The sequence below is a fragment of the Nonomuraea solani genome, assembly GCF_900108335.1.
Taxonomy (GTDB): domain Bacteria; phylum Actinomycetota; class Actinomycetes; order Streptosporangiales; family Streptosporangiaceae; genus Nonomuraea; species Nonomuraea solani.
The window spans coordinates 381745-402855 of record NZ_FNVT01000004.1; the positions used below are offsets into that span (position 1 = coordinate 381745).

Sequence of the window (21111 nt, forward strand, 5' to 3'; positions counted from 1 at the left end):
AGCGGGGCTAAAGCGCCCGGAGACCGTTGATCACCTCGCGGAGCAGGCTCTCCGACGGGGTGGCGGCCTTGTCGCGGGGCGGGCGCACCGTGACCAGGCCGTACTGGAGCAGGTCTCCCAGCAGCACGCGCACGACGCCGACAGGCAGGCCCAGATCCGAGGCGATCTCGACGACGGGCCTGTTCTGTCCCGCCACGCAGGTCATCAGCCGGCGGTGCTGAGCGCTGAGCTCGGCGTTGGCCGGGGCGGGCGAGCCCGTCGCGACGACGGACGCCAGCAGGTCGACCTCCGAGGAGGCCGACCTGGTGCGACCACGCGCGACCGCGTACGGCCGCACGACGGGCCCAGCCTCCTCGTCAACCCACTCGTGCTCGCGACTCACGATTCAGATCCCCCATCCTGGTCGCATTCCTGCCGTCCGCGCTGCCAGCCGGACTGGAGCGAGGAGAGCAGGGCCCTGGCCTCCTCAGGCGAACGCTCCTCGGGCTCCGGCATGGGCGCGGGCGCCTCCCTGAGCCGCTGCGGCAGGCTGGTCTGCCGCTCCCGCCGCGGCAGCCCCGCGCCGCCGCCGGACCGGTCGCGCTGCGGAAGTCCGGTGACCGGCTGCTCCCCCGTGGGCTGCCGCTCGCGTTGCGGCAGCCCTGTGGTCCGGTCGCGCTGCGGCAGCTCCGTGGGCGGCCTCTCACGCTGCGGCAGGCCCGCCGAGCGGTCGCGCTGCGGCAGGCCGGTGGGGCGCTCGCGGCGGAGCGGCTCGACCTCGTCCTGCGCCTGCAGCGGCGGCACCTGCTGCGGCAGCTCGGCGCCGTTGGTGGCCCGCCTGCTGGTACGGACCCGGCGCGGCAGCTCACCCGGCCCCGTGGTCTCCGGCCGGACGACCGACACGGAGACGGACTCGAACTCGATCGGCTGCACCGTCGTGGGCGCCATGGGCTCGACCAGCGCGGCCGGCACGAGCACGATGGCGGTGGTGCCCCCGTACGGGGAGGGCTTGAGCGTCACCTTGACGCCGTGCCTGGCCGCGAGCATGCCGACCACCGCGAACCCGAGCCGCTCCGTCTGCGACGGGTCGAACTCCGGCGGGCTGGCCAGGCGCTCGTTGATGGTCCTGCGGGTCGCCTCGTCCATGCCGAGCCCGCGGTCCTCGATCTCGACGGCGAAGCCCCTGCCGACGCCCTCGCCGCGCACGGAGACCTCGTTGCTGGGCGAGGAGAAGGCGGTGGCGTTCTCGATCAGCTCGGCGAACAGGTGCATGAGGTCGGCCACGGACGAGCCGGACAGGCCGGCCTCGGGCATCGGGTAGACCCGGACCCGCGTGTACTCCTCGACCTGGGCGGCCGCGCCGCTCAGCACGTCCTCCATCGGGATGACGCCGCGCCACCTGCGGCCCGCCGCGCCGCCCGAGAGCAGCACCAGGCCCTCAGCGTGGCGTCGCATGCGGGTGGTCAGGTGGTCGAGCTTGAACAGGCGCTCCAGCGCCTCCGGCTCCTCCGTCTGACGCTGCATCTCGTCGAGCAGCCTGAGCTGGCGCTGCAGCAGCGACTGGCTCCTCCTGGCCAGGTTGCGCAGCGCCTCGGAGACGCCCTCGCGCAGTCTGGCCTGCTCGACGGCGGCGTCCACGGCCGTGCTCTGCACGCTGTCGAACGCGGTGGCCAGGTCGGCGACCTCGCTGGTCGGGTGGCGCCCCACGTCGATCGGTGGCGCCTCCGTCGCGATGTCGACGATCTCGCCCTTGCGCAGCTTGGACACGACGTCGGGCAGCCTGATCTCGGCCAGGTGCAGCGCGGTGCGGCGCAGCGAGCCCAGCTCGCGGGTGAGCCGGCGGCCGACCTTGATCGAGATGAAGATGGAGAACACGACCGCGATCAGGCCCAGCAGGCCGGCCACGGCGGCCCGCACCACGATGGTGATGCCCGCGGGCTCCATCCTGGCCAGCAGCTTGTCGCCGGTGCGCCAGACGGCCTCGCGAAGCTCCTTCTGCACCTGGTCGGCGATGCTGCGCCAGAGGTCCAGGTCGAGCGGCTGGCCGTTGACGTAGTTTTCGAGCAGGTTCTCCATGGTGACGTACCGGGGCGAGAAGTACAGCTTCTCGAACGGCGTCCGCAGCTCGGTGTCGAGGTTGGCCAGGGCCTTGGGGAAGAGGTAGGACCTGGTGTTGTCGATGCCGGCGAGCAGGTTGATGTCCTGCGTGCTCGCCCGGCCGTTCGAGGCGATGATCAGGGCGTGCTCGCGGGCCAGCAGCTCGCGTACCTCACTGGCGGCGATGACGCCCTGAGCCTGGAGCGCCAGCTCCAGGTCGGTACTCACCGTCAGGCGGGAGTACAGGAGGTGGATCTCGTCGGAGATCTTGGCGTACTCGGTGACGAGGCCGCCCGGGGTGAGCCGCCGCTCGTTCACCTTCTGCCTGATGTCCGGCAGCCGGTCGATGATCGCGAAGACGGTCTGGAGCTGGGTCTTCATGTCCTGCGTGAGCACGGACTGGACGTCTTCCGAGGCCGCCCGCGCACGCAGGGTCTTGTTGTTGTTGTCGACCTTGGCCCGAGCCTTGGCGAGCGCGTCGGTGTCCCGCGTCGTGCCCGCGATCAGCTCGGCCGAGGCCAGCCGCTCGGTCTGCAGGTTCCCCACCAGGCCGTCGGCGTTGTTGATGACGCCCGTCCAGATGGTCTCGACCTTGAGCAGGTTGAGGGCCTCTCCCGACGTGGTACTCGCGGCGAAGCCCCAGAGCGCGATCAGGGAGACCAAGGGGATGACCAGCAGCGTCGAGATCTTGAATCTGATGGATCTGCCCGATGCCATGACACCTGCTCCCGGATAGAAGATCGCGGGAGAGAATAGCACCCTTACGGGTTGTTTTAAGATCGACTTGCGATAAATCTGTGATATGTCGGGAAATCTAGGGCCTTCGCGCCCTCCCGACGCCAGGTCAGGCGCACCAGCCACGCCGCCAGTACGGCCAGCAAGGCCACCTCGGCGCCGAGCAGCAACCGCTCCACGAGCCCGATGAGCACCCCGTCGCCCGGCATGGCCACGTAGGTGATCGCCAGCAGCCCGAACCCCCCGGCCAGGGCCACCCACTCCACCACCCGCGCGACAGGCTTCCAGGCGGCGTCTGAGGCCAGTCTGGGGACCATCAGAGCGCCGGCGGCCGGGAGGCTCACGAAGGCGGCGACGGAGACGTACCGGTGAATCTGGGCCGCGAGGTCGAGGTCGTGGCCCATGGGGGTGGTCGGGATGATCGCCGCCACCAGGAGTGCGCCTGACCAGACCAGCAGCAACCGCTCGGGCATGCCCTTGATCGGTGCCCCCGCCGATCGCAGGCCCGCCAGCAGCGCCAGCGAACCGAGCCCGAGGACGGCCATCGCGATCTCCGTGACGCCCCCGTGGTCGGACACGGCGTACTCGCTGATGGTCACGTTCAGGGGGTCGAGGCCGGGGTCGAACTGCCCGGCGAGTACGGCGACCACCGAGAACAGGATCGAGGCACAGGCGGCGAGGGGGATGAGCCTCTTGGCTGCGGTCATGGGACAACTGTCCCGCCGCGGCCCTCTCCCTCACATCCGGCGCCTACCCCGAGGCACCCCTGACCCGTCCCTGACCCGGCTTCCCCGCGAACCCCTCGCCCGGCTTCTCCCAGAATCCTGTACGGCTGCGCCCGCCCATCCTGTACGGCTCCGCCCACTTGCCCCCGCCCATCCTGTACGGCTCCGCCCACCTGCCCCCACCCACCGACGCGGGTGACCGGCCCTCCAGGGGCACGCTCACCCGCCTCACCGGCGCACCGCCGCTACGACCCACGGGCACCGGCGTCTTCGGTCGGGGGACCCCCGTCAGTCCAGGATGTGCCGGGTCGCCCGCGCGTAGCGGGTGCGGATCTCGGGGACCGCTTCGCCGTCGTAGGACCGGGTGTCCTCCGCGTGCCAGTCCGGGGTCGTCACCAGGGTGGCGGCCTGGTAGGCGGCGCCGTTGGCGACGTATTCGGCCGGCGGCGGCACCGTGATCGGCACCCCGAAGATCGTCGGGGCGATCCTGCGTACCGCCTCCGAGCGGGCCGCGCCGCCGATCAGCAGCACCCGCTCCGGCCGCAGCGCCAGCGCGTCGAGCGCGTCCGCGAGGCCGCACAGCATGCCCTCGATGGCCGCCCGCGCCAGGTGGGCCGGGGTCGCGGTGGCCAGGGTGAGGCCGTGGATCGAGCCCGTCGCCGTCGGGCGGTTGGGGGTGCGCTCGCCCTCCAAATAGGGGACCAGCGTGAGCCCGCCCGAGCCCGCGGGGGCCTGGAGGGCCAGGTCGCTCAGCTCGTCGAGGCCGACCCCGGCGATGCGGGCGGCGGCGTCCATGACCCGGGCGGCGTTGAGGGTGCACACCAGGGGCAGGAAGCGGCCCGTCGCGTCGGCGAACCCCGCGACGGCGCCCGTGGGGTCGGCGCTGGGCGACTCGGCGACCGCGAACACGGTGCCTGACGTCCCGAGGGAGACCACGACGTCGCCGGAGCGGGCGCCCACGCCGAGCGCGGCGGCCATGTTGTCACCCGTGCCCGGCGCGATCAGCACCTGGCCGGAGGCGCCCGCGTGCCCTCCAATGGGTCCCGTGTGCTCGGCCGGACCCAGGACTCTGGGCAGCAGCGGGACCGCGCCGAAGGCGGCCTTGAGCAGGTCGGTACGGTAGGCGCCGGTCGCCGGCGACCAGTAGCCCGTGCCCGAGGCGTCGCCCCGGTCGGTGGCGAGCCGGTCGAGGGGCGGCGGGGGCGCATCCTGCCAGGCCGCCGCGTCGAACGGCCCCGTGGCCAGCGCGCCCGCCAGCCGCCACGACAGCCAGTCGTGCGGCAGGCACACCGCCGCCGTGCGCCGCGCGTTGTCCGGCTCGTGCTCGGCCAGCCAGCGCAGCTTGGTCACCGTGAACGAGGCGACCGGCACCGAGCCGACGGCGTCGGCCCACGCCTGGGGCCCGCCCAGTTCGGTGGTCAGGTCGAGGGCGGCCTGGGCGGAACGGGTGTCGTTCCAGAGCAGCGCCTCACGTACGACATTTCCGGACTCGTCCAGGCAGACCATGCCGTGCTGCTGCCCGCCCACACTGATGGCGGCCACGTCGTCCAGCCCGCCGGCCTCCTCGATGGCGCGCAGCAACGCGCTCCACCAGTGCGACGGATGCACCTCAGTGCCATCGGGGTGCGGTGCGCGGCCCTGCCGCACCAGCGCGCCCGTCTCCGCGTCTCGAATGACGACCTTGCAACTCTGCGTGGAGGAATCGACCCCAGCGACCAGCGTCACCCACGAACTCCTAACAAGTGTTCCAGCGCAAGCTGGTTCAGATGGGTGAAATGGTATCCGCGCGCGGCCGCCGCCTCCGGGTCGAAGTCGTCGCCCGCGAGATCGGCCAGCGTCTCGCCCCGGTTGAGCGTCGGCAGCCCCAGCTCGTCGACGCGGGACGAACGCAGCGCCTCGCGTACGTCAGGGTCGTCGCGGAAGTTCCGGGCGCGCTCCCGGAGGATCAGGTATGTCCGCATGTTGGCGGCGGCCGAAACCCAGACGTCCGACGGGTCCTCGGTGCGCGACGGCTTGTAGTCGAAGTGGCGGGGGCCGTCGTAGCCGCCGCGCTCCAGCAGGTCGACCAGGAAGAACGCGCTCATCACGTCGCCGTGCCCGAAGACCAGGTCCTGGTCGAAGCGGGGCCCGTGCTGGCCGTTGAGATCGATGTGGAACAACTTGCCGTGCCAGAGCGCCTGCGCGATGCCGTGCACGAAGTTGAGCCCGGCCATCTGCTCGTGACCGACCTCGGGGTTGAGCCCCACCATCTCGGGGTGCTCCAGCTCGCCGATGAACGCCAGCGCGTGGCCGATCGTGGGCAGCAGGATGTCGCCGCGCGGCTCGTTGGGCTTGGGCTCCAGGGCGAAGCGGATCCCGTAGTCGCGCTCGCGAACGTAGCCACAGAGCAGGTCGATGGCCTCTTTGTAGCGGCCGAGCGCCGAGCGTACGTCCTTGGCCGCGTCGGACTCGGCCCCCTCGCGGCCGCCCCAGCACACATAGGTGGTGGCGCCCAGCGAGGCGGCCAGGTCGAGGTTGCGCATGACCTTGCGCAGCGCGTAGCGGCGGACGTCGCGGTCGTTGCTGGTGAAGGCGCCGTCGCGGAAAACGGGGTGGGTGAACAGGTTGGTGGTGGCCATGGGCACTTTCAGCCCGGTCTCGGCGAGCGCCTTCCGAAAGGCCGCGATCGCCCGGTCACGATCGGGTTCGACGGCGAGCAGGTCGTCGTCGTGGAAAGTGACGCCGTAGGCCCCCAGCTCGGCCAGTCGATGCACGCTCTCAACGGGGTCGAGGGGCGCCCGAGCGGCGTCCCCGAACGGATCGCGCGCCTGCCAGCCGACCGTCCACAGACCGAATGTGAATCGATCATCAGGGGTTGGCTCGTACATGCCCTCGATGCTCCCCTGGTGATCAGTTGTTCACAAGCCCGAGGGATCACGCCCCACGCTGATCTCCTCGGCGATCTTCCTGATCTCCGTCACCTCGAGGCCGGGAGCCTTGGGCAGGTGGCGCAGCAGCGCCTCCATCACCACGGGCACGGGCTGACCGGCGAACCGCCTCGCTATGCCGTGGACCGTCCGGAACAGCGCCTCTTCGGTGTCGCGCATCGGCAATCTCTCCTTGGTTCGGGTACCCGGAGAACGCTACGGCCTCCGCACGACACTTCGCTCGCTTAGCCCTCCAGCGTGTTCCTGACGGCCGAGCAAATCTCGTCGAGACTGCGTACCTGTTCTGGAGTGAGCACGTCGAACAGACTGCGGCGAACCTCCTCGACGTGGCCGGGCGCGGCGGCGGCGATGGCGGCGTACCCCTCGTCGGTGAGCACCGCGAAGTAGCTGCGGCGGTCGGCGGGGCAGCGTTCGCGGCGCACCCACCCGCGCTCCTCCAGGCGCGCCACGGCGTGCGACAGGCGGCTCTGGGAGCTCTGGGCCCTGGCGGCCAGCTCGCTCATCCGCATCGAGCGTCCTGGCGCCTCGGAGAGCGCCACGAGGATCATGTAGTACGTGTGCGGCATGCTCGCGTCCCGCTGCAGTTGCCGGTCGAGCGCCTCGTTGATGAGTTGGGTCGCGGACAGGAAGTTCCGCCAGGCGCGCTGTTCGTCCTCATCCAGCCATCGGGTCACCCTCCCAATTTACTTGAACTCTCATATACTTGGCTCAGAACTCTGTCGAAAGGGGCGAGATCATGCCGGTCCAGCGGCTCAACCACGCGGTCCTTTACGTCCGTGACGTGGAACGCAGCGTCGCCTTCTACCGGGAGGCCCTCGGCTTCGAGGTCGTCATGGGCATGCGGGGGGCCGCCTTCCTGCAGGCCGCCGGCTCGTCCAACGACCACGACCTGGGCCTGTTCGAGATCGGCGACCAGGCGGCCCCCTCACCGGCCGGCCGCACCTCCGTCGGCCTCTACCACCTGGCGTGGGAGGTGGACACTCTGGAGGAGCTCGAACGGGTCGAGGCCAAGCTGATCGAGCTGGGGGCGCTGGTGGGCGCCTCCGACCACAGCACGACCAAGGCTCTTTACGCGAAGGACCCCGACGGGCTGGAGTTCGAGGTGTCCTGGCTGGTGCCGGCCGCGCTGCTGACCGAGGAGATCCTCGCCGGGCGCAGCAACATCCGGCGGCTCGACCTGCCTGCGGAAAAGGAGCGATTCGGGGCACAGACCAGGGGCGGTGTGGGCGTGTCCGTCCCGGTCTGAAGTACCGTGGGCATATCGACCCCTCCTACTTCCCCGGAGAACGGTCATGCCTAGTGACCCCGATCACGTGCTCGACGCCATCGACGGCGTCGTCGACGAGTGGGAGACGCTGAGCGCCGACGCCATGCGCTGGGCGCCTCCCGAGACCAAGAGTCCCGACCTCATGACCGAGGCTACCGAGATCTTCGGTCCGCTGGTCAACGCGGTCTCGCAGCTTTTCCGGCCGGTGGGGGACGCGTTCGAGCGGGTCATGAACTCCCTCGACCAGACCTTCGACCACTCCTCGGACTTCGACGTCGATTCCGACATCGACTCCGACGAAGACGACCGCCGCCCCTGACCCACCTCTTGGAAGAGAAGGTGGGTCGGAGGTACAGGTCCCTTTGGAACAAAAGCGCGCTCGGGCGGTCCCCTCGCGAACGGAACGAGGGCGCCGTACGGCGACACGGGCCCGCAGGGCAGCAACGCGCCGCCCTTCCAAGGGACCTCAGCCGGAGGACAGCCGGTCAGCCAACGCGGCGGCGACGCGCCGCCCTTCCAAGGGACCTCAGCCGGAGTACGGCTGGTCAGCCGGTGCGGCGGCGGGGGGTTCGGCGGGGGTAGGCCTTGGCCGTTTCCGCCAGCCGTACGGCGTGCTCCGCCTGCTTGCGCCAGTGCCCATAGGCGTCCCCGCGCTGCGCCAGCCGATCGAGCTCGCTCATGGTCGCCAGCGGAATGAACGCCGGCTCGGCATCGCGCCACGGCGTGCCAGGCAGGGGCATGAACGTGTGCGTGTGAATACGGGCCCCCAGGTCGGCCAGGTCGGCGGCGAGCCGGAGCGACTGTGACTGGTCCTCCGCGCTCTCCCCCGGCATCCCGAAGATGAAGTCGACATTAGGCCGGAAACCATGCTCGACCGCGATCCTGACCGCGTCGCGCACCGGTGAGGTGTCGTGGCCGCGCCCCGAGGCGGCCAGCACCCGGTCGGACCCCGACTGGGCGCCGATGATCAGGTTGTCGTTGGCCACGTACCGCTTGAGCAGCCGCATCGCCTCAGGCGAGACGTGCTCGGGACGCACCTCGGAAGGAAAACTGCCGAAGAACACCCGCCCGTGCGGCGGCAGCTCCTCCTTGACCCCGGCCAGCAGCTCCTCCACGGCGCCCAGGTCGGGATCGGGCCCGGGGGAGCCGTACGAGAGCGAGGTCGGCGTGATGAACCGCACGTCGCGCAGCCCCCTGGCGACCATGCCGCGCACGTGCTCGCGCACGCTGGCGACCGACCGGTGCCGGAACTGGCCGCCGAACATGAACGGCGTCTGACAGAAGCGGCACGTGTAACGGCACCCACGGGTGATCTCGATCGGCCCGTTCCTGCCGACGAACGAGGGAAAGGCGTCGAGCGGCAGTTGCGGCGCCGCCGGGGTGCGCAGCGCGACGCCGTCGGCGTCCTTGATCGCCAGCCCAGGCACCGAGGTGAGCGGCTGGTCCTCCCGCAGCGCCCGGACCAGCGAGATGATCGTGGTCTCGCCCTCGCCGATCCCGGCCAGGTCCCAGCCCGCGTCGAGGACCTGCTGGGGCTCGGCCGTGGCGTGTACGCCGCCCGCGATGTGCAGCCCGCGCCCGCCGCTCAGCGACCTGACCGTGGCCAGCTCGGCGGCCATGGCCTCGGCGTCGGGGGAGTAGAACGACCACAGCACGAGCACGCGGTCGGCCGGGCTGGCCACGATGTGCTCGGCGGTCTCCTCAGGGGTGGTGCCGAGCCGCAGGTCGTGCTCGACACCGGCGGTCTCCAGGGCGGCGAGCAGCGCGTGCACGCCGTACGTCACCGCCTTGCGATAGCGGACCACCACACTCACTGCCAGCGCCACGTCCCGCAGCGTAGCCCAGAGGAACCAACAGCACTGTTATTTTGATGCCATGACCGCGCTGGGAACGTTGATGCGGCACGTTCACGAACTCATGGACGGCGCCATCGCCGGCATTTACGCGGACTTCGGGCTGCCCGAATACCGCCCCCGCTACTCCCCCGTGGTGCGCACCCTCCGGGAGCAGGGCCCGATGGCCATCCGCGACCTGGCCAAGGCGATCGGCGTGACCCATTCGGCGGCCAGCCAGACCGTGGTCCAGATGCAGCGTGGCGAGTTCGTCACCCTGGAGAAGGGCACCGACGCCCGCCACCGCATCGTGCACCTGTCCGCCAAGGCCCGCGCCGCGCTCCCGCTCATCGAGGCCGAATGGGAGGCGACCCGCCGGGCGATGCGCGAGCTGGACGAAGAGCTGCCCGTACCGCTGGAGGAGTTGCTGCTGGCCATCCTGGCGGCCCTGGAACGGCGCGATTTTCGCGAGCGCATCGGGGACATCTCGCTCTAGACTGTCCGCATGACCTGGCGACATTAATTCCTAGACAGGGGCCGGCGCGGGGCGCGCGGGCCTCCGAGGCGACGAGCACTCGGAGTCCCTACTCGTCCCCCTGGAAGGCCCCATGCTCGTCATATCGCTCTACATCTATGCCTTTCTCAGCGAATTCCTGCTGATCTACCCGGTCTACACGCTGCTGTTCACCGACACCGGGATCACGGTCGCCGAGACCTCCTCGCTGTTCGTCATCTGGTCGCTGACCGGCATGCTGCTGGAGATCCCGTCCGGCGCCTGGGCCGACACGGTGTCCCGGCGGCTGCTCCTGGTCCTGGGCCCGCTGCTGGCCGGGCTGGGCTTCGCGGCGTGGATCGTGTTCCCCTCCTACTGGGCGTTCGCGCTGGGGTTCGTCCTCTGGGGCGCGTACGAGGCGCTGGTCTCCGGCGCGTACGAGGCCCTCGCCTATGAGGAGCTGGAGCGGCGCGGTCAGGCGCACCGCTACGCGACCGTCATGGGCCGGGCCACCTCGGTAAGCCTCGTCGCCACCGCGTCCGCCATCGGCCTGGCCGTGCCCGTCTTCGCGGCGGGCGGCTACCCGGCCATCGGCGTGGCCACGGTGCTGGCCTGCGTGCTGTGCGCGGTCACGGCCATGACGCTCCCCGAGCACCGCGCACGCGGCGCGGCCGGTGAAGGACGTTACCTGGCGATCCTGCGGGAGGGGATCGCCCAGACGCGCGCGGATCGTGGCGTGCTGCGCGCGGTGCTGGTGGTCGCGTTCGTGACGGCGATCTGGGGTGCTCTGGAGGAGTACGTGCCGTTCCTGGCGGCGGAGGCGGGCGTGGCCCAGACCACGATTCCGCTGCTGATCCTGCTGGTCTGGGTCGGCGCCACGGCGGGCGGCCTGCTGGCGGGGCCCGCCGAGCGCCTGCCCGCCCGCGCGTACGCCGTGCTGATCGCCCTGGCGGCGGTGGCCATGGGGGCGGGGGCGGTCAGTGGGCACGTGGCCGGGTTCGTACCGATCGCGGTGGCCTTCGGAGCGTTCCAGCTCGCGGGGGTGCTGGCCGACGTACGGCTGCAGGGGCGGATCACCGGCCCGGCGCGGGCCACCGTGACCTCGGTCGCCGGGCTCGGCACGAACGTGGTCACGCTGGCCGTCTACACCGCCTATGGGGCGGCTTCGCCGTACGCGTCGCATGGGGTGACGTTCGCGCTCCTGCTGCTGCCGTACGTGCTGGTCACCCTGCTGATCGCGACGACCTAGCCCACGGTCAGTAGCGGGACGGGATCCGCTTCGGCAGCGGCGGCGGCGCGGGCGCCTCCTCCTCTTCCTCCCGCACCGGCGACGGCGGTTCAGCACGGACCGCCGCACGCCAGCGCGAGGGGAAGAGCGAGGCGGCGAGCAGCAGGCACCCCATGGGCAGCGCCCAGGTCCCGAGCAGCGTGAGATACGACTCCACGTACGCGCGCGGCAGCAGGACCGGCACCAGCGAGGGCATGCCCGCCTGCGCGGCCGCGCCGAGCCCGGTGAAGACCAGGCCGGGCAGCGCGGACGCGAGCGGCGAGATCCGCGAGCCCGCCAGCACACCGGCGAAGGCCATGGTCGCGGCGAGTGTGCCGAGCGCGAGCCATTCCGGGGCGAGATGCGCGTGTCCCAGGAAACCCGCCGCGATCAATGGCGTGGCCGCCAGTCCCGCGCCGGCGCCGAGTAAATGACGAACACCATTACGCACAGAGAACACCTCCAGCAACGGGACCTTACCGACCCGCCAGGGCGTCCACCTTAAAGGCGGGAAATTCTCCATTCGGACCCACGACCAAAACCCACCCATAACACCGAAATAGTTCCCGTTTGGTATCTAAGCAGGAAACGTAGCAACCGTTAGCTTGACAGCACCCCCACCCGAGGAGTGCACATGTTGAGTAAGCGCTGTGCGGTGGTAGGCGGCGTCATCCTCGCCGTCTGCCTGGCCACCCCTCTCAGCCCGGCAGCAGCTGACCAAGCATCTCAATCCGCCTCCCCCGCACCCCCCACCATGATCGACGCGCTCGAGCGCGACCTCGGCCTGTCCGAGGCCCAGGTCGTCACCCGGCTGGCCAACGAAGAGCGGGCCATGTCCGTCGAGGCGAACCTGACCACCGCACTGGGCGCCTCCTTCGGCGGCGCCTGGCTGAACGCCGACGCCTCCAAGCTCATGGTCGCCACCACGGACGCGGCGGCGTCCGCGACCATCCAGGCGCAGGGCGCGCAGCCCGTCGTCGTCCCGCGTTCGATGGCCCAGCTCAACGGCGTCATGGCGCAACTGGACCAGGCGCCGCGGCGCGCCCAGGCCAGGGCCGCCCTGTGGTTCGTGGACGTGACCACCAACACCGTCTCCATCCAGGCGTCGACGGTCGAGGCCGCCGAGGCTCTCGCCAGCGCGGCGGGCGTGGACCGGAGCGCGGTGACCGTGGCGGCGACCGCCGAGCAGCCGACGACGTTCATCAACATCATCGGCGGCGCGGCCTACTACATCGGCGGCAGCCGCTGCAGCGTCGGCTTCCCCGTCACCAGGGGCAGCACCCCCGGCTTCACCACCGCGGGGCACTGCGGCCGGGCCGGCGCCAGCACCACCCAGCCGACGGGCACCTTCCAGGGCTCGTCGTTCCCGGGCAACGACTACGCGTGGGTCGCCGCTCCCGGCAACACCGCCACGCCGTACGTGCGCGGCTCCGGTGGCGCCAACGTGACCGTCCGCGGTTCGACGCAGGCCTCCGTCGGCTCGTCCATCTGCCGTTCCGGCTCGACCACCGGCTGGCGCTGCGGCACCATCCAGCAGCACAACGCCACCGTCCGGTACGCCCAGGGCACCGTCACCGGCCTGACCCGCACCAGCGCGTGCGCCCAGCCCGGCGACTCCGGCGGCTCGTTCATCTCGGGCAGCCAGGCCCAGGGCATGACCTCCGGCGGCTCGGGCAACTGCAGCATCGGCGGGACGACGTACCACCAGCCCGTCAACGAAGCCTTGAGCGTGTACGGACTCACGCTCAGAGTCGGCTGACCTCTCCCTGAGAACGCGCGGCGTGCTCCATCCCCCGGGCACGCCGCGCGTTCTGCCGCGATGAGTTTCGGGCGGCCGTCAGGTCGGCACATCGAGAGAAAGGATTTCGCGATGAGACGACCTGTCCTGGGCAGCCTGCTGCTCTCCAGCACCGACCCCGACCGACTGCGCTCCTGGTACGCCGCCGCCCTCGACCCCGAGGACAACACGGACGTCAACGGGTACCGGCTGCTCAAGTTCGGCGAGTTCTTCTTGTTCATCGACACCCGCGCGGACGTGGCCGACAAGAACCCGGAGCCCGGCAGGGTGATCCTGAACTTCGACGTGGCGGACGCCCGGGCCATCGTGGCGAACATGGAGCGGGCCGGCGTGCAGTGGCTGGCCGAACTGGAGGACCGCGACGGCAGCCTGTTCGCCACCGCGATCGACCCGGACGGCAACTACGTACAGATCATCCAGATCAGCGAGGAGCATCGAAAGGGAATGTGACCCCGCACTCCGGAGGCTCAGGGTTATCCCGCAAGGAAAATCCGGATCTTGTACGGCGGAACGCGCGCGCCGGATCATGAGCCGAGCCCCCCAACCTCCGGAGTTCGGTCATGCGCAAAGTCCTGAGCCATCCGCTGACGCAGGCGTTCGCCCTGCTCATCGGCGTGCTGGCCATCTTCTTCACTCTCCAGGCGGCCGTGGCCGCCGCCCTCGGCATCGGCCCCGCCAACCTCACCCCGCTGAACGCGCTGCTGCTCGCCCTGACGGGAGCGGCGGCTGCGCTGATCTCCGTTCCGCTGGCCCGCCGCTGGGAGGGCGGCTCCGCGGCGAGTCTCGGCCTGCCCGCCAAGCCCGCGGCACGCCACCTCCTGGCCGGGATCGCGGCGGGCGGGGCGGTTCAGGCGGTGACGTTCGGCATCATGACCGCGGTGGGCTGGTACACGGTCTCGGCGGTCACGGTCGATCTCGGCTCGCTCACCCTCATGGCGCTGACCGCCCTGTGCGTGGGCTTCTGGGAGGAATGGGCCTTCCGCGGCGTCGCACTGCGGCTGCCGGAGAAGGCCGTGGGCACCTGGTGGGCGCTGGCGATCAGCTCCGTGCTCTTCGGCCTCCTCCACGCCCCCAACGCCAACGCCACCCCCATGACCCTGGTCGGGATCACCGTGGCGGGCGGGCTCGTGCTCGGCGGGAGCTTCCTGGTGACCCGTACGCTGTGGATGCCCATCGGCCTGCACCTCGGCTGGAACTTCTTCCAGAACTCGGTGTTCGGAACCAGTTCGTCGGGCGCCGGCGCCATCCAGGAGATCCCGCTGCTGCGGGGCCACATCAGCGGCCCCGAACTGTGGGTGGGCCGGCCGGGCGACCTGGAGTCCGGGCTCATCCTCATCCTGGTCGGCACGGTGACCGGTTTGATCATGCTCGCCCTGGCCGTGCGGGCCGGGCACATCCGGCGGTCCCGGCAGAAGGCTACCGTTTGACCGTGCGCGTGATGATCGCCGACGACTCCGGGCTCTTCCGTGAGGGCCTGGCGGTCCTGCTGGAGCGCTCGGGCTTCGACGTCACGGGGCTGGCGGGCGACGGTCAGACCCTGGCGCGGCTGGTCGCGGCCGACCCGCCGGAAGCGGTCATCGTGGACATCCGCATGCCGCCGACCCACACCGTGGAGGGCCTCGACCTCGCCGTACGGCTCCGCCGCGAGCATCCCTCCGTGGCGGTGCTCCTGCTGTCCAACCATGTCGAGACCCACCACGCCCTCGATCTGTTCGGCCAGACGTCCGGCGGGATCGGCTACCTGCTCAAAGACCGGGTCGGGGCCGCCGAGGAGCTGGCCGACGCGCTGCGCCGCATCGTTTCCGGCCAGATCGTGCTCGACCCCGCCGTGGTCTCCCTGCTGGTCTCCCGGCCCCGTTCGCCGGGCCCGCTGACCCGGCTCAGCCCGCGCGAACGCGAGGTGCTCGCGCTCGTCGCGGAGGGCCGCTCCAACCAGGGCGTCGCCGGCCGGCTCGGGCTCACGCCCAAGACCGTGGAGACGCATGTACGCGGGATCTTCGGCAAACTCGGCCTACCCGACGACGTCGCCGACAACCGGCGGGTCCTGGCCGTGCTGCGGTATCTCCGCGGGTAACAGGGCCCGCACCGTCGTACCGCCGCCGGGCGGGCTGTCCAGCATGAGATCGCCCCCGCAGGCCGCCACCCGGTCGGCCAGCCCCCGCAGGCCGCCCGCCGGAACGGCGCCGCCGCACCCGTCGTCGGCGACCTCCACGATCAGCCGGCCTCTGTCCAGCCGGGCGTCGATCCGTACGAGCGAGGCGGAGGCGTGCCGCCCGGCATTGGCCAGCGCCTCCGCGGCCACGAAGTACGCCGTCCGCTCGACCTGCGGCATCGGCCGTACCGGCAGCTCGATCCGCAACCGGACGGGCAGGGCGGCCCGCTCGGCCAGGGAGCGCAGCGCGGCTCCCAGCCCTGCCTCGGTCAGCACCGCCGGGAAGGCGCCCCGCGCCAGGCCGCGCAACTCCTCCAGGGCCACGCCGAGTTCGGTGATGGCCTGGTCGAGGCGGACCGGTTCGTCGCGGGCCAGCCCCAGCAGCAGCCGTACGTTGACGAGCCGCTGCTGGGCGCCGTCGTGGAGGTCGCGTTCGATGCGGCGTCTGGCCTCGTCGCCGGCGTCGATGAACGCGGCCATCCGGCGCGCGGTCTCCCTGCGGCCGAGCGCGACGCGATAGCCGAGCGGCCAGGCGATGAAGCCGAGCACGACCAGGCTGTCCAGCAGCCCGCCCTGGAAGTAGGCCGCGATGCCGCCGGACTGGAGCAGGTTGCTCACTTCGTGCCCGATGATCAGCAGCATGAGCAGCAGCCCGGAGAACGTGACGGCCGAGTCCCGCTCCTGTCGCGGCAGCCTGGCCCATCGCGAGCACACCGCCACCACGAGCGCGACGGCATAGCCGGCGACGAGCGCCAGTGCGAGCAGCGACACCGGCACCCGGCCCCCGCCCCATCCGAGCGCCTGACCCAGGCAGGGGCAGCCATCGCCCGGCACCCCGCCGTACACGATCCAGGCCACACCCGACGACAGCGGCACCGCGTACGCGAGCGCCACCACCCGGCGAACGGCGGGCGTGTCCGCACGTTCGTGCGGGAGCACGAGCATCACATGCCCGAGCAGCCCGATCTGGACGGCTGACGCCATGGCGGCCACCACGAACGACGCCGCCGTCGTGTAGTAGGCGATGCCGGTCGCCAGGAACATCACGCCGCTCCAGGCCAGCAACGTCCCGACCGCGCTGTCCGGCCACCGCGCCCTGGCCCAGAGGCCGGTCGCGACCGCCGACGCTCCGACCGCGTAGCCCATGAGCAGCAACGGCACCTTCGTCACCACGAACTCCGCGTCCAGCATCGCCACCGTGCCCACGAGGGCGAGGGTGGCCGCCAGGATCGTGATCGGCGCGCGCACGAGTACATTGTGCTGGCCCGAGCGAACGAGGCGTGCCGTCTCACAGGTCTCGGCTATCTGATGACGCTTCGCACATCGAGGCGCTTCTTCAGCACCGAGTACCGCAGCGCCAGATCGGCCAGCCGCTGCAGCCCCCGCAGGTCGAGCTCGGCGGGAAACGCCCCGAGCGCGAGCCTGTTGAGGTCGCGCCAGGCGACCTTCATGTCGGGCGGAATCACCTGCACGGCCCGCACGGCCTGCGCGAGGTCGCCCGCGATCAGGCGCTGCGCCTTGGCGAGCGCGCGCCGGAAGGCCGCCAGCGTTCGGGGATTGGCCTTGATCCAGTCGTCGGCGGCCATCCAACCGGCGGTGGGCAGCCTGTCGAACTCCCGGGCCAGCGCCTCTCGCAGCACCCGCGTACGCCCCTGCCGCACACTCACGACGACGTACGGCTCGGCCAGGAGAGCCGCCGCGAAGCGCCCACCGCTCAGCCCGTCGACCATCGCGGTGTAGGGGGTCTCGACGAACTCGACGTCGTCGTTCCGCAGCCCCATCGCCCTGATGGACAGCGTCCCCAGCCCCCGCAGGTACGGGACCGCGATCTTCTTACCCTTCAGGTCGGCCACGGTTCGGATCCCCGATCCGGCCTTGACCACGAGAGCCAGGGTCCCGGTGTGGGCTCGGTGCAGGCCGCCGACGATTTTGACGCCCCTGTTCTGCTGGTTCGCGACGAACGACACGACATAGTCGGTCTGGGCGATATCCAGCTCGCCCCTTTCCATCGCGCTCACGGCCGCGGCGGCATGGACGACGGCAGGCCGCACGGTCAGCCCCTCGGCGGCGAAGTATCCCTTGCTCAGGGCCACGTACAGGGGAGCGGCCTCGGCGGTGCCCGCCACACCGACGTCGATAACGGTCCGCTCGGGCGGTGCCACCGGGCGGGCGGCCTTCGGCGTGAGCTTGATCGCGGCCGTGCCGCCCAGCACGACGACCACCACCAGGGCGGCCGCGGCCAGCGCGATGAGGTTGCGCCGCCGGCGGTGGTAGACCTCGATCGCCCGTACGGCCAGGTCCCGCTGAGGCATGTCGTCCGCGATGCGGCCGAGCTCGTCACCTAGCCACGTCATCAGGATCCTCCACGGCCTCGTCCAGGGTGGGGAGGTTGGGCGCCAGCTCGGGTGCCAGGGCGCGCAGGCGGGCCAGGGCGTGGTGGGTCTGGCTCTTCACGGTGCCGACCGAGCAGCCCAGCAGGTCGGCGACGTCCCGTTCGGTGCGGTCCTCGTAGAAGCGCAGGACGAGCACCGCGCGCTGCTTGGGCGTCAGCCGCATGAGCGCCTGATGCAGAACGAGCCGCAGGACGGTGGAGTCCTCGGGGGAGTCTTCGGGGGAACAGGCCCGCTCGGGTGGATCCGCGATGGACACTTCATTTGCGCCGCGCCGGCGCCGCCACGAGATGTACTGGTTCACCATGGTCCTGCGGGCGTACGCCTCCGGCCTGTCGACGTGACGCAATTTCGGCCACCGACCGTACATCCGGACCAGCACGCTCTGTAACAGGTCCTCACCGAGGTGGACGTCGCCGGTCAGCAGGTACGCCAGGCGCAGCAGCCGGTGCTGATGCGCATCGGCGAATGCCTGGAAGCTGACATTGCGATCCAACGTCTCTCCTCGTGTCAGTAACCTCCAGACGCTGTGAGCGCGCCGGAAGGTTGGCACTCGGAGACGGCCCGTTCCGGGCCGGGTGAGCCCTTCTCAGTGCGCTGCCGCTGAGGGCTCGAATCGAGCACGGGAGATCCTTAGACAGCCATCCAGCAATAGATCAGCTGATCTTCCCTCTGCGCCCGCTGAGCAAGACCACGCAGCTCTGTGACGACCTCCAGAAGACGTCCCGCGGCGGACGGAATGTCGGGGTCATCGTCGATCTGTGCCCACAGCTCAGCGAACTCGCCCCGCCTGTCGTCCGGGATCCCAGCGAGCGTGTCGCGCACGTCCGCGGGGAGCTCTTCGATTACCGCCCCTTCCTTCTCATATAGCGAGTCATCCGGAAGAGCCTCCCACTCCTCGGGCGGCGGATGGACGGTGACCGTCCGCACCAAGTCCGGGCTGTACGGAATCCCCCTGACGAGCGCTATGAGCTGCCCGAGAGTCACGTCAGGATCGATCCCCTTGGCGTCCACCGCATCAAAAGCCGGCATGCCCCGCATGGGCTTCTCGACGGCACGGGGATCTTCGGGCTTCTCCGCGGCGGCCTGCCTGCTCGCCGCGTGGTAGTAGTCGTAGAAGACCCCCATCTGGACCCTCCGGTATCGCTCGCCCGGTTTCTATGTTCGCGACAGACTAGGCGCTATCTGCGGCGGCGCGGCATCGTCATGGCAAGCCAGATGACGGTGGGCAGGAGAAGCAGCGCCCAGATGCCGACCACGACGGCGAGCTCGGCATCGCTCCACAGCCAGATCAAGGAATCGTCGTCGTTATCCGCCATGTCCCGGCAGCCGCTTGATCTTGAGACGCCGAAGTCCACATACCCCTGTTGATAAGTCAGCGACCGGTATGGATCCGGCGGCCCCCCGAAATCAAAAAAGGCCCCCTATCGAAGATCGATAGAGGGCCTTTCACCTGCGGAGGATCGGGGATTTGAACCCCGGATGGTGTTGCCACCAAACCGCATTAGCAGTGCGGCGCCATAGACCTGACTAGGCGAATCCTCCTGGAAGCCACCGCGGCTCAGCACAGCGTACCGGCCTTCTGGCGAGGCGGCAAAGTGATTGGCCGCCCGGCTTCACCAAGAGTTATCAACAGCCTGTGGGTAACCACCTGTGGATGAAGCCCGCCCAGAGCTAGGACGGGCTTCAGGGCTGTGGATAACCTACGCGGCGGGGTTGGCTTCGCCCTCGATTTCGATCTTGACCTTCTTGCCCACGAGCACGCCACCGGTCTCCAGCGCCTGGTTCCAGGTCAGGCCGAAGTCCTCGCGGTCGAACTCCGTGGTGATCGAGTAGCCCCAGAGCGAGCCGCCCCACGGGGTCGTGCCGGCGCCACCGTACTCGACCGTGAGCTCGACCTCCTTGGTGACGTCGCGGATGGTCAGGTCGCCCACGACGGTGAACTCGTCGCCTGAATGGCCGGTGACGCGGGTGCTCTTGAAGGTGAGCTCGGGGAACTTCTCGACGGCCAGGAAGTCGTCGCTGCGCAGGTGGCCGTCGCGGTCGCCGGCGCCCGTGTTGATGCTGGCCGCCTGGATCGTGAGCTCGGCCGAGGACTCCAGCGGGTTCTCGGCGATCGTGACCGAGCCGCTGAAGGTCTCGAAGTGGCCGCGGACCTTGCTGACCATCATGTGCTTGACGACGAAGCCGATGCGCGTGTGGGCGGCGTCGAGGGTGTAGCTGCCGGCGGCCGGGATGGTCAGGGACTCCCAGGTGCGGGTACTCATTGGGGTTCTCCTCAGAAGGTTGCGGTGCGGATGTCTGCGGCAACAAATGTCTACAGCAGGAATATTCCGCGCGTCAACTATCGTCGTCTAAGCTATGAGCGTGATGAACTTTGACGACCCTCGGCTGACGGCCATCGGACTGCTGGCCGAGGTGCACGCCGGGCTCATGAGCAGGTTCCAGCCGGTGCTGGGTGCGGCGGGACTGTCGGAGATCGACTTCGAGACCCTCATCCGGCTGGCCCGTTCGCCCCACCAGAGCCTGCGGATGAGTGACCTCGCCGCTCAGACCGGACTGTCCACCAGCGGGATGACCAGGGTGGTCGACCGGCTCGAACGCGAGGGGCTGGTGAAGCGGGAGGCGTGTGCCAGCGACCGGCGGGCCTCGTACGCCGCGCTCACCGACACCGGCCGCGAACGGCTCTCATGCGTGCTCCCGCAGCACCTGCGGGACATCGAGGACTCCTTCACCGGACTGCTGGACGAAGAGGAGCTGGAGACGTTCCTGGACACCCTGCGCAAGATCAGAGACGTCGTACGCCCCTGCGCCACCGCCGGCGCCCACGGCTTCAGGGAAGCCCCAGCGCGTTCCTGAGCTTGGCCATCCCCCGCGACACCGTGCTCTTGACCGTGCCGACGCTGATCCCCAGCGTCCTGGCGATCTCCGGTTCGGTCATGTCCTCGTAGTAGCGCAGGACGATCGCGGCCCGCATGCGTTCGGGCAGCTCCTGCAGGGCCTGTTCGAGAGCCGCGTGCACGTCGGAGCACAGCTCGTGCGGTTCGTGCGCCTCGGGCAGCTCATCTGACGGGTACTCCTCCAGCTTGCGCCGCCGCCACTGCGAGATGTTGATGTTGACCATCGCCCGCCGTACGTACCCGTCCAGCGCTTTGCGATCTTCGATGCGGTCCCAGGCGAAGTACGTCTTGGTCAGCGCGTTCTGCAGCAGATCCTCCGCGTCCAGCGGATGCCCCGTGAGCTGGTGGGCCGCGCGCAGCAGTGCGGGACCGCGCGCCATCACGTACTCGCGGAACTCGTCTTCCCACCCGGTGGTGTGCATCGTGGCCAGAATCGCAGCCTGACGCCCCTTTAAGCCCGCTCCGTAATTCAGGTTTCGGCCCGCCGACGATAAAGGTCGGTCAAGGTCGGTGGCGGTTTGTACGCCGCCGGAGGTGAACACCCTTCCC

The 21111-nt window shown here is 70.2% G+C and carries 25 protein-coding genes and 1 tRNA gene; 9 read left to right on the forward strand and 17 right to left on the reverse strand.

Going from position 1 to position 21111, the window contains the following annotated elements; genetic code table 11:
* Positions 1–7 precede the first annotated feature (7 nt).
* From C4V41_RS17305 to C4V41_RS17335, 7 genes are all read right to left on the reverse strand, one after another.
* On the reverse strand, positions 8–382 hold the full coding sequence (locus C4V41_RS17305; protein WP_103956907.1) for a DUF742 domain-containing protein: 375 nt from the start codon (positions 380–382) through the stop codon (positions 8–10).
* The gene (locus C4V41_RS17310) at positions 379–2793 is read right to left on the reverse strand and encodes a sensor histidine kinase (protein WP_103956908.1); all 2415 of its coding nucleotides are present in this window, start codon (positions 2791–2793) and stop codon (positions 379–381) included. Before C4V41_RS17310 ends, C4V41_RS17305 begins: the two co-directional genes overlap by 4 nt.
* A gap of 56 nt (positions 2794–2849) precedes the next feature.
* Complete coding sequence (locus tag C4V41_RS17315) at positions 2850–3518, reverse strand: DUF998 domain-containing protein (protein ID WP_103956909.1); 669 nt, start codon at positions 3516–3518, stop codon at positions 2850–2852.
* Between the two features lie 306 nt (positions 3519–3824).
* Positions 3825–5261, reverse strand: a complete 1437-nt coding sequence (locus C4V41_RS17320; RefSeq protein WP_103956910.1) for a xylulokinase — start codon at positions 5259–5261, stop codon at positions 3825–3827.
* The gene (gene xylA / locus C4V41_RS17325) at positions 5258–6403 is read right to left on the reverse strand and encodes a xylose isomerase (RefSeq protein ID WP_103956911.1); all 1146 of its coding nucleotides are present in this window, start codon (positions 6401–6403) and stop codon (positions 5258–5260) included. Before xylA ends, C4V41_RS17320 begins: the two co-directional genes overlap by 4 nt.
* Before the next feature lie 30 nt (positions 6404–6433).
* Positions 6434–6622: a hypothetical protein gene (locus C4V41_RS17330; RefSeq protein WP_103956912.1), complete on the reverse strand. Its 189-nt coding sequence runs from the start codon at positions 6620–6622 to the stop codon at positions 6434–6436.
* A gap of 65 nt (positions 6623–6687) precedes the next feature.
* Complete coding sequence (locus tag C4V41_RS17335; protein ID WP_200824040.1) at positions 6688–7137, reverse strand: MarR family winged helix-turn-helix transcriptional regulator; 450 nt, start codon at positions 7135–7137, stop codon at positions 6688–6690.
* A gap of 62 nt (positions 7138–7199) precedes the next feature.
* Between C4V41_RS17335 and C4V41_RS17340 the strand changes: the two genes are divergently transcribed.
* Positions 7200–7709: a VOC family protein gene (locus C4V41_RS17340; protein ID WP_103957336.1), complete on the forward strand. Its 510-nt coding sequence runs from the start codon at positions 7200–7202 to the stop codon at positions 7707–7709.
* Between the two features lie 46 nt (positions 7710–7755).
* Positions 7756–8049 carry a hypothetical protein gene (locus C4V41_RS17345; protein ID WP_146103688.1) on the forward strand — a complete coding sequence of 98 codons (294 nt, stop codon included), beginning with the start codon at positions 7756–7758 and terminating at the stop codon, positions 8047–8049.
* A 226-nt stretch (positions 8050–8275) separates the two neighbouring features.
* On the opposite strand, the gene C4V41_RS17350 is transcribed toward C4V41_RS17345, so the two are convergent.
* Positions 8276–9556, reverse strand: a complete 1281-nt coding sequence (locus C4V41_RS17350) for a TIGR04013 family B12-binding domain/radical SAM domain-containing protein (RefSeq protein ID WP_235030181.1) — start codon at positions 9554–9556, stop codon at positions 8276–8278.
* A 49-nt stretch (positions 9557–9605) separates the two neighbouring features.
* Between C4V41_RS17350 and C4V41_RS17355 the strand changes: the two genes are divergently transcribed.
* A complete protein-coding gene (locus C4V41_RS17355) occupies positions 9606–10058 on the forward strand; it encodes a MarR family winged helix-turn-helix transcriptional regulator (RefSeq protein ID WP_200824041.1) in 453 nt (150 codons plus the stop codon).
* Between the two features lie 112 nt (positions 10059–10170).
* Positions 10171–11304, forward strand: a complete 1134-nt coding sequence (locus C4V41_RS17360) for an MFS transporter (RefSeq protein WP_103956916.1) — start codon at positions 10171–10173, stop codon at positions 11302–11304.
* Positions 11305–11311: 7 nt separating this feature from the next.
* Here C4V41_RS17360 and C4V41_RS17365 read toward each other — a convergent pair whose 3' ends face one another.
* Positions 11312–11773: a hypothetical protein gene (locus C4V41_RS17365; protein WP_146103689.1), complete on the reverse strand. Its 462-nt coding sequence runs from the start codon at positions 11771–11773 to the stop codon at positions 11312–11314.
* Between the two features lie 303 nt (positions 11774–12076).
* On the opposite strand from C4V41_RS17365, the gene C4V41_RS17370 reads away from it, so the two are divergent.
* From C4V41_RS17370 to C4V41_RS17385, 4 genes are all read left to right on the forward strand, one after another.
* The gene (locus C4V41_RS17370; RefSeq protein ID WP_235030182.1) at positions 12077–13081 is read left to right on the forward strand and encodes a S1 family peptidase; all 1005 of its coding nucleotides are present in this window, start codon (positions 12077–12079) and stop codon (positions 13079–13081) included.
* 111 nt (positions 13082–13192) lie between these two features.
* Entirely contained in the window at positions 13193–13570 is a 378-nt protein-coding gene (locus C4V41_RS17375) for a VOC family protein (RefSeq protein ID WP_103956919.1), read from the forward strand.
* A 110-nt stretch (positions 13571–13680) separates the two neighbouring features.
* On the forward strand, positions 13681–14547 hold the full coding sequence (locus tag C4V41_RS17380) for a CPBP family intramembrane glutamic endopeptidase (protein ID WP_103956920.1): 867 nt from the start codon (positions 13681–13683) through the stop codon (positions 14545–14547).
* An 11-nt stretch (positions 14548–14558) separates the two neighbouring features.
* A complete protein-coding gene (locus C4V41_RS17385; protein WP_200824090.1) occupies positions 14559–15194 on the forward strand; it encodes a response regulator in 636 nt (211 codons plus the stop codon).
* On the opposite strand, the gene C4V41_RS17390 is transcribed toward C4V41_RS17385, so the two are convergent.
* From C4V41_RS17390 to C4V41_RS17415, 7 genes are all read right to left on the reverse strand, one after another.
* Positions 15132–16520 (reverse strand): sensor histidine kinase, encoded by a 1389-nt coding sequence (locus tag C4V41_RS17390; RefSeq protein ID WP_103956922.1) that lies wholly within the window; start codon positions 16518–16520, stop codon positions 15132–15134. The two genes, C4V41_RS17385 and C4V41_RS17390, sit on opposite strands and share 63 nt — an antisense overlap.
* A gap of 53 nt (positions 16521–16573) precedes the next feature.
* On the reverse strand, positions 16574–17626 hold the full coding sequence (locus C4V41_RS17395; protein ID WP_103956923.1) for an ABC transporter substrate-binding protein: 1053 nt from the start codon (positions 17624–17626) through the stop codon (positions 16574–16576).
* Positions 17610–18158 (reverse strand): SigE family RNA polymerase sigma factor, encoded by a 549-nt coding sequence (locus C4V41_RS17400; RefSeq protein WP_103956924.1) that lies wholly within the window; start codon positions 18156–18158, stop codon positions 17610–17612. The genes C4V41_RS17395 and C4V41_RS17400 overlap by 17 nt, the downstream gene beginning before the upstream one ends.
* 137 nt (positions 18159–18295) lie before the next feature.
* Positions 18296–18790 (reverse strand): hypothetical protein, encoded by a 495-nt coding sequence (locus C4V41_RS17405; RefSeq protein ID WP_103956925.1) that lies wholly within the window; start codon positions 18788–18790, stop codon positions 18296–18298.
* Positions 18791–18843: 53 nt separating this feature from the next.
* On the reverse strand, positions 18844–18981 hold the full coding sequence (locus tag C4V41_RS61855) for a hypothetical protein (protein WP_160150311.1): 138 nt from the start codon (positions 18979–18981) through the stop codon (positions 18844–18846).
* Between the two features lie 137 nt (positions 18982–19118).
* Positions 19119–19207 (reverse strand) — tRNA-Ser (locus C4V41_RS17410).
* Positions 19208–19365: 158 nt separating this feature from the next.
* Entirely contained in the window at positions 19366–19929 is a 564-nt protein-coding gene (locus tag C4V41_RS17415) for a YceI family protein (RefSeq protein ID WP_103956926.1), read from the reverse strand.
* Positions 19930–20032: 103 nt separating this feature from the next.
* Between C4V41_RS17415 and C4V41_RS17420 the strand changes: the two genes are divergently transcribed.
* Positions 20033–20521, forward strand: a complete 489-nt coding sequence (locus C4V41_RS17420; protein WP_235030247.1) for a MarR family winged helix-turn-helix transcriptional regulator — start codon at positions 20033–20035, stop codon at positions 20519–20521.
* Here C4V41_RS17420 and C4V41_RS17425 read toward each other — a convergent pair.
* Entirely contained in the window at positions 20496–20984 is a 489-nt protein-coding gene (locus tag C4V41_RS17425) for a SigE family RNA polymerase sigma factor (RefSeq protein WP_103956928.1), read from the reverse strand. The two genes, C4V41_RS17420 and C4V41_RS17425, sit on opposite strands and share 26 nt — an antisense overlap.
* Between the last annotated feature and the right edge of the window lie 127 nt (positions 20985–21111).

What these genes read in the sequence shown, in the direction of transcription:
- C4V41_RS17310 (WP_103956908.1), bottom strand. Translation starts at nt 2,793, where the DNA reads ATGGCATCGGGCAGATCCATCAGATTCAAGATCTCGACGCTGCTGGTC.
- C4V41_RS17315 (WP_103956909.1), bottom strand. Translation starts at nt 3,518, where the DNA reads ATGACCGCAGCCAAGAGGCTCATCCCCCTCGCCGCCTGTGCCTCGATC.
- xylA (WP_103956911.1), bottom strand. Translation starts at nt 6,403, where the DNA reads ATGTACGAGCCAACCCCTGATGATCGATTCACATTCGGTCTGTGGACG.
- C4V41_RS17330 (WP_103956912.1), bottom strand. Translation starts at nt 6,622, where the DNA reads ATGCGCGACACCGAAGAGGCGCTGTTCCGGACGGTCCACGGCATAGCG.
- C4V41_RS17340 (WP_103957336.1), top strand. Translation starts at nt 7,200, where the DNA reads ATGCCGGTCCAGCGGCTCAACCACGCGGTCCTTTACGTCCGTGACGTG.
- C4V41_RS17345 (WP_146103688.1), top strand. Translation starts at nt 7,756, where the DNA reads ATGCCTAGTGACCCCGATCACGTGCTCGACGCCATCGACGGCGTCGTC.
- C4V41_RS17355 (WP_200824041.1), top strand. Translation starts at nt 9,606, where the DNA reads ATGACCGCGCTGGGAACGTTGATGCGGCACGTTCACGAACTCATGGAC.
- C4V41_RS17360 (WP_103956916.1), top strand. Translation starts at nt 10,171, where the DNA reads ATGCTCGTCATATCGCTCTACATCTATGCCTTTCTCAGCGAATTCCTG.
- C4V41_RS17370 (WP_235030182.1), top strand. Translation starts at nt 12,077, where the DNA reads ATGATCGACGCGCTCGAGCGCGACCTCGGCCTGTCCGAGGCCCAGGTC.
- C4V41_RS17375 (WP_103956919.1), top strand. Translation starts at nt 13,193, where the DNA reads ATGAGACGACCTGTCCTGGGCAGCCTGCTGCTCTCCAGCACCGACCCC.
- C4V41_RS17380 (WP_103956920.1), top strand. Translation starts at nt 13,681, where the DNA reads ATGCGCAAAGTCCTGAGCCATCCGCTGACGCAGGCGTTCGCCCTGCTC.
- C4V41_RS17385 (WP_200824090.1), top strand. Translation starts at nt 14,559, where the DNA reads ATGATCGCCGACGACTCCGGGCTCTTCCGTGAGGGCCTGGCGGTCCTG.
- C4V41_RS17395 (WP_103956923.1), bottom strand. Translation starts at nt 17,626, where the DNA reads ATGACGTGGCTAGGTGACGAGCTCGGCCGCATCGCGGACGACATGCCT.
- C4V41_RS17405 (WP_103956925.1), bottom strand. Translation starts at nt 18,790, where the DNA reads ATGGGGGTCTTCTACGACTACTACCACGCGGCGAGCAGGCAGGCCGCC.
- C4V41_RS61855 (WP_160150311.1), bottom strand. Translation starts at nt 18,981, where the DNA reads ATGGCGGATAACGACGACGATTCCTTGATCTGGCTGTGGAGCGATGCC.
- C4V41_RS17415 (WP_103956926.1), bottom strand. Translation starts at nt 19,929, where the DNA reads ATGAGTACCCGCACCTGGGAGTCCCTGACCATCCCGGCCGCCGGCAGC.
- C4V41_RS17420 (WP_235030247.1), top strand. Translation starts at nt 20,033, where the DNA reads ATGAACTTTGACGACCCTCGGCTGACGGCCATCGGACTGCTGGCCGAG.
- C4V41_RS17425 (WP_103956928.1), bottom strand. Translation starts at nt 20,984, where the DNA reads ATGCACACCACCGGGTGGGAAGACGAGTTCCGCGAGTACGTGATGGCG.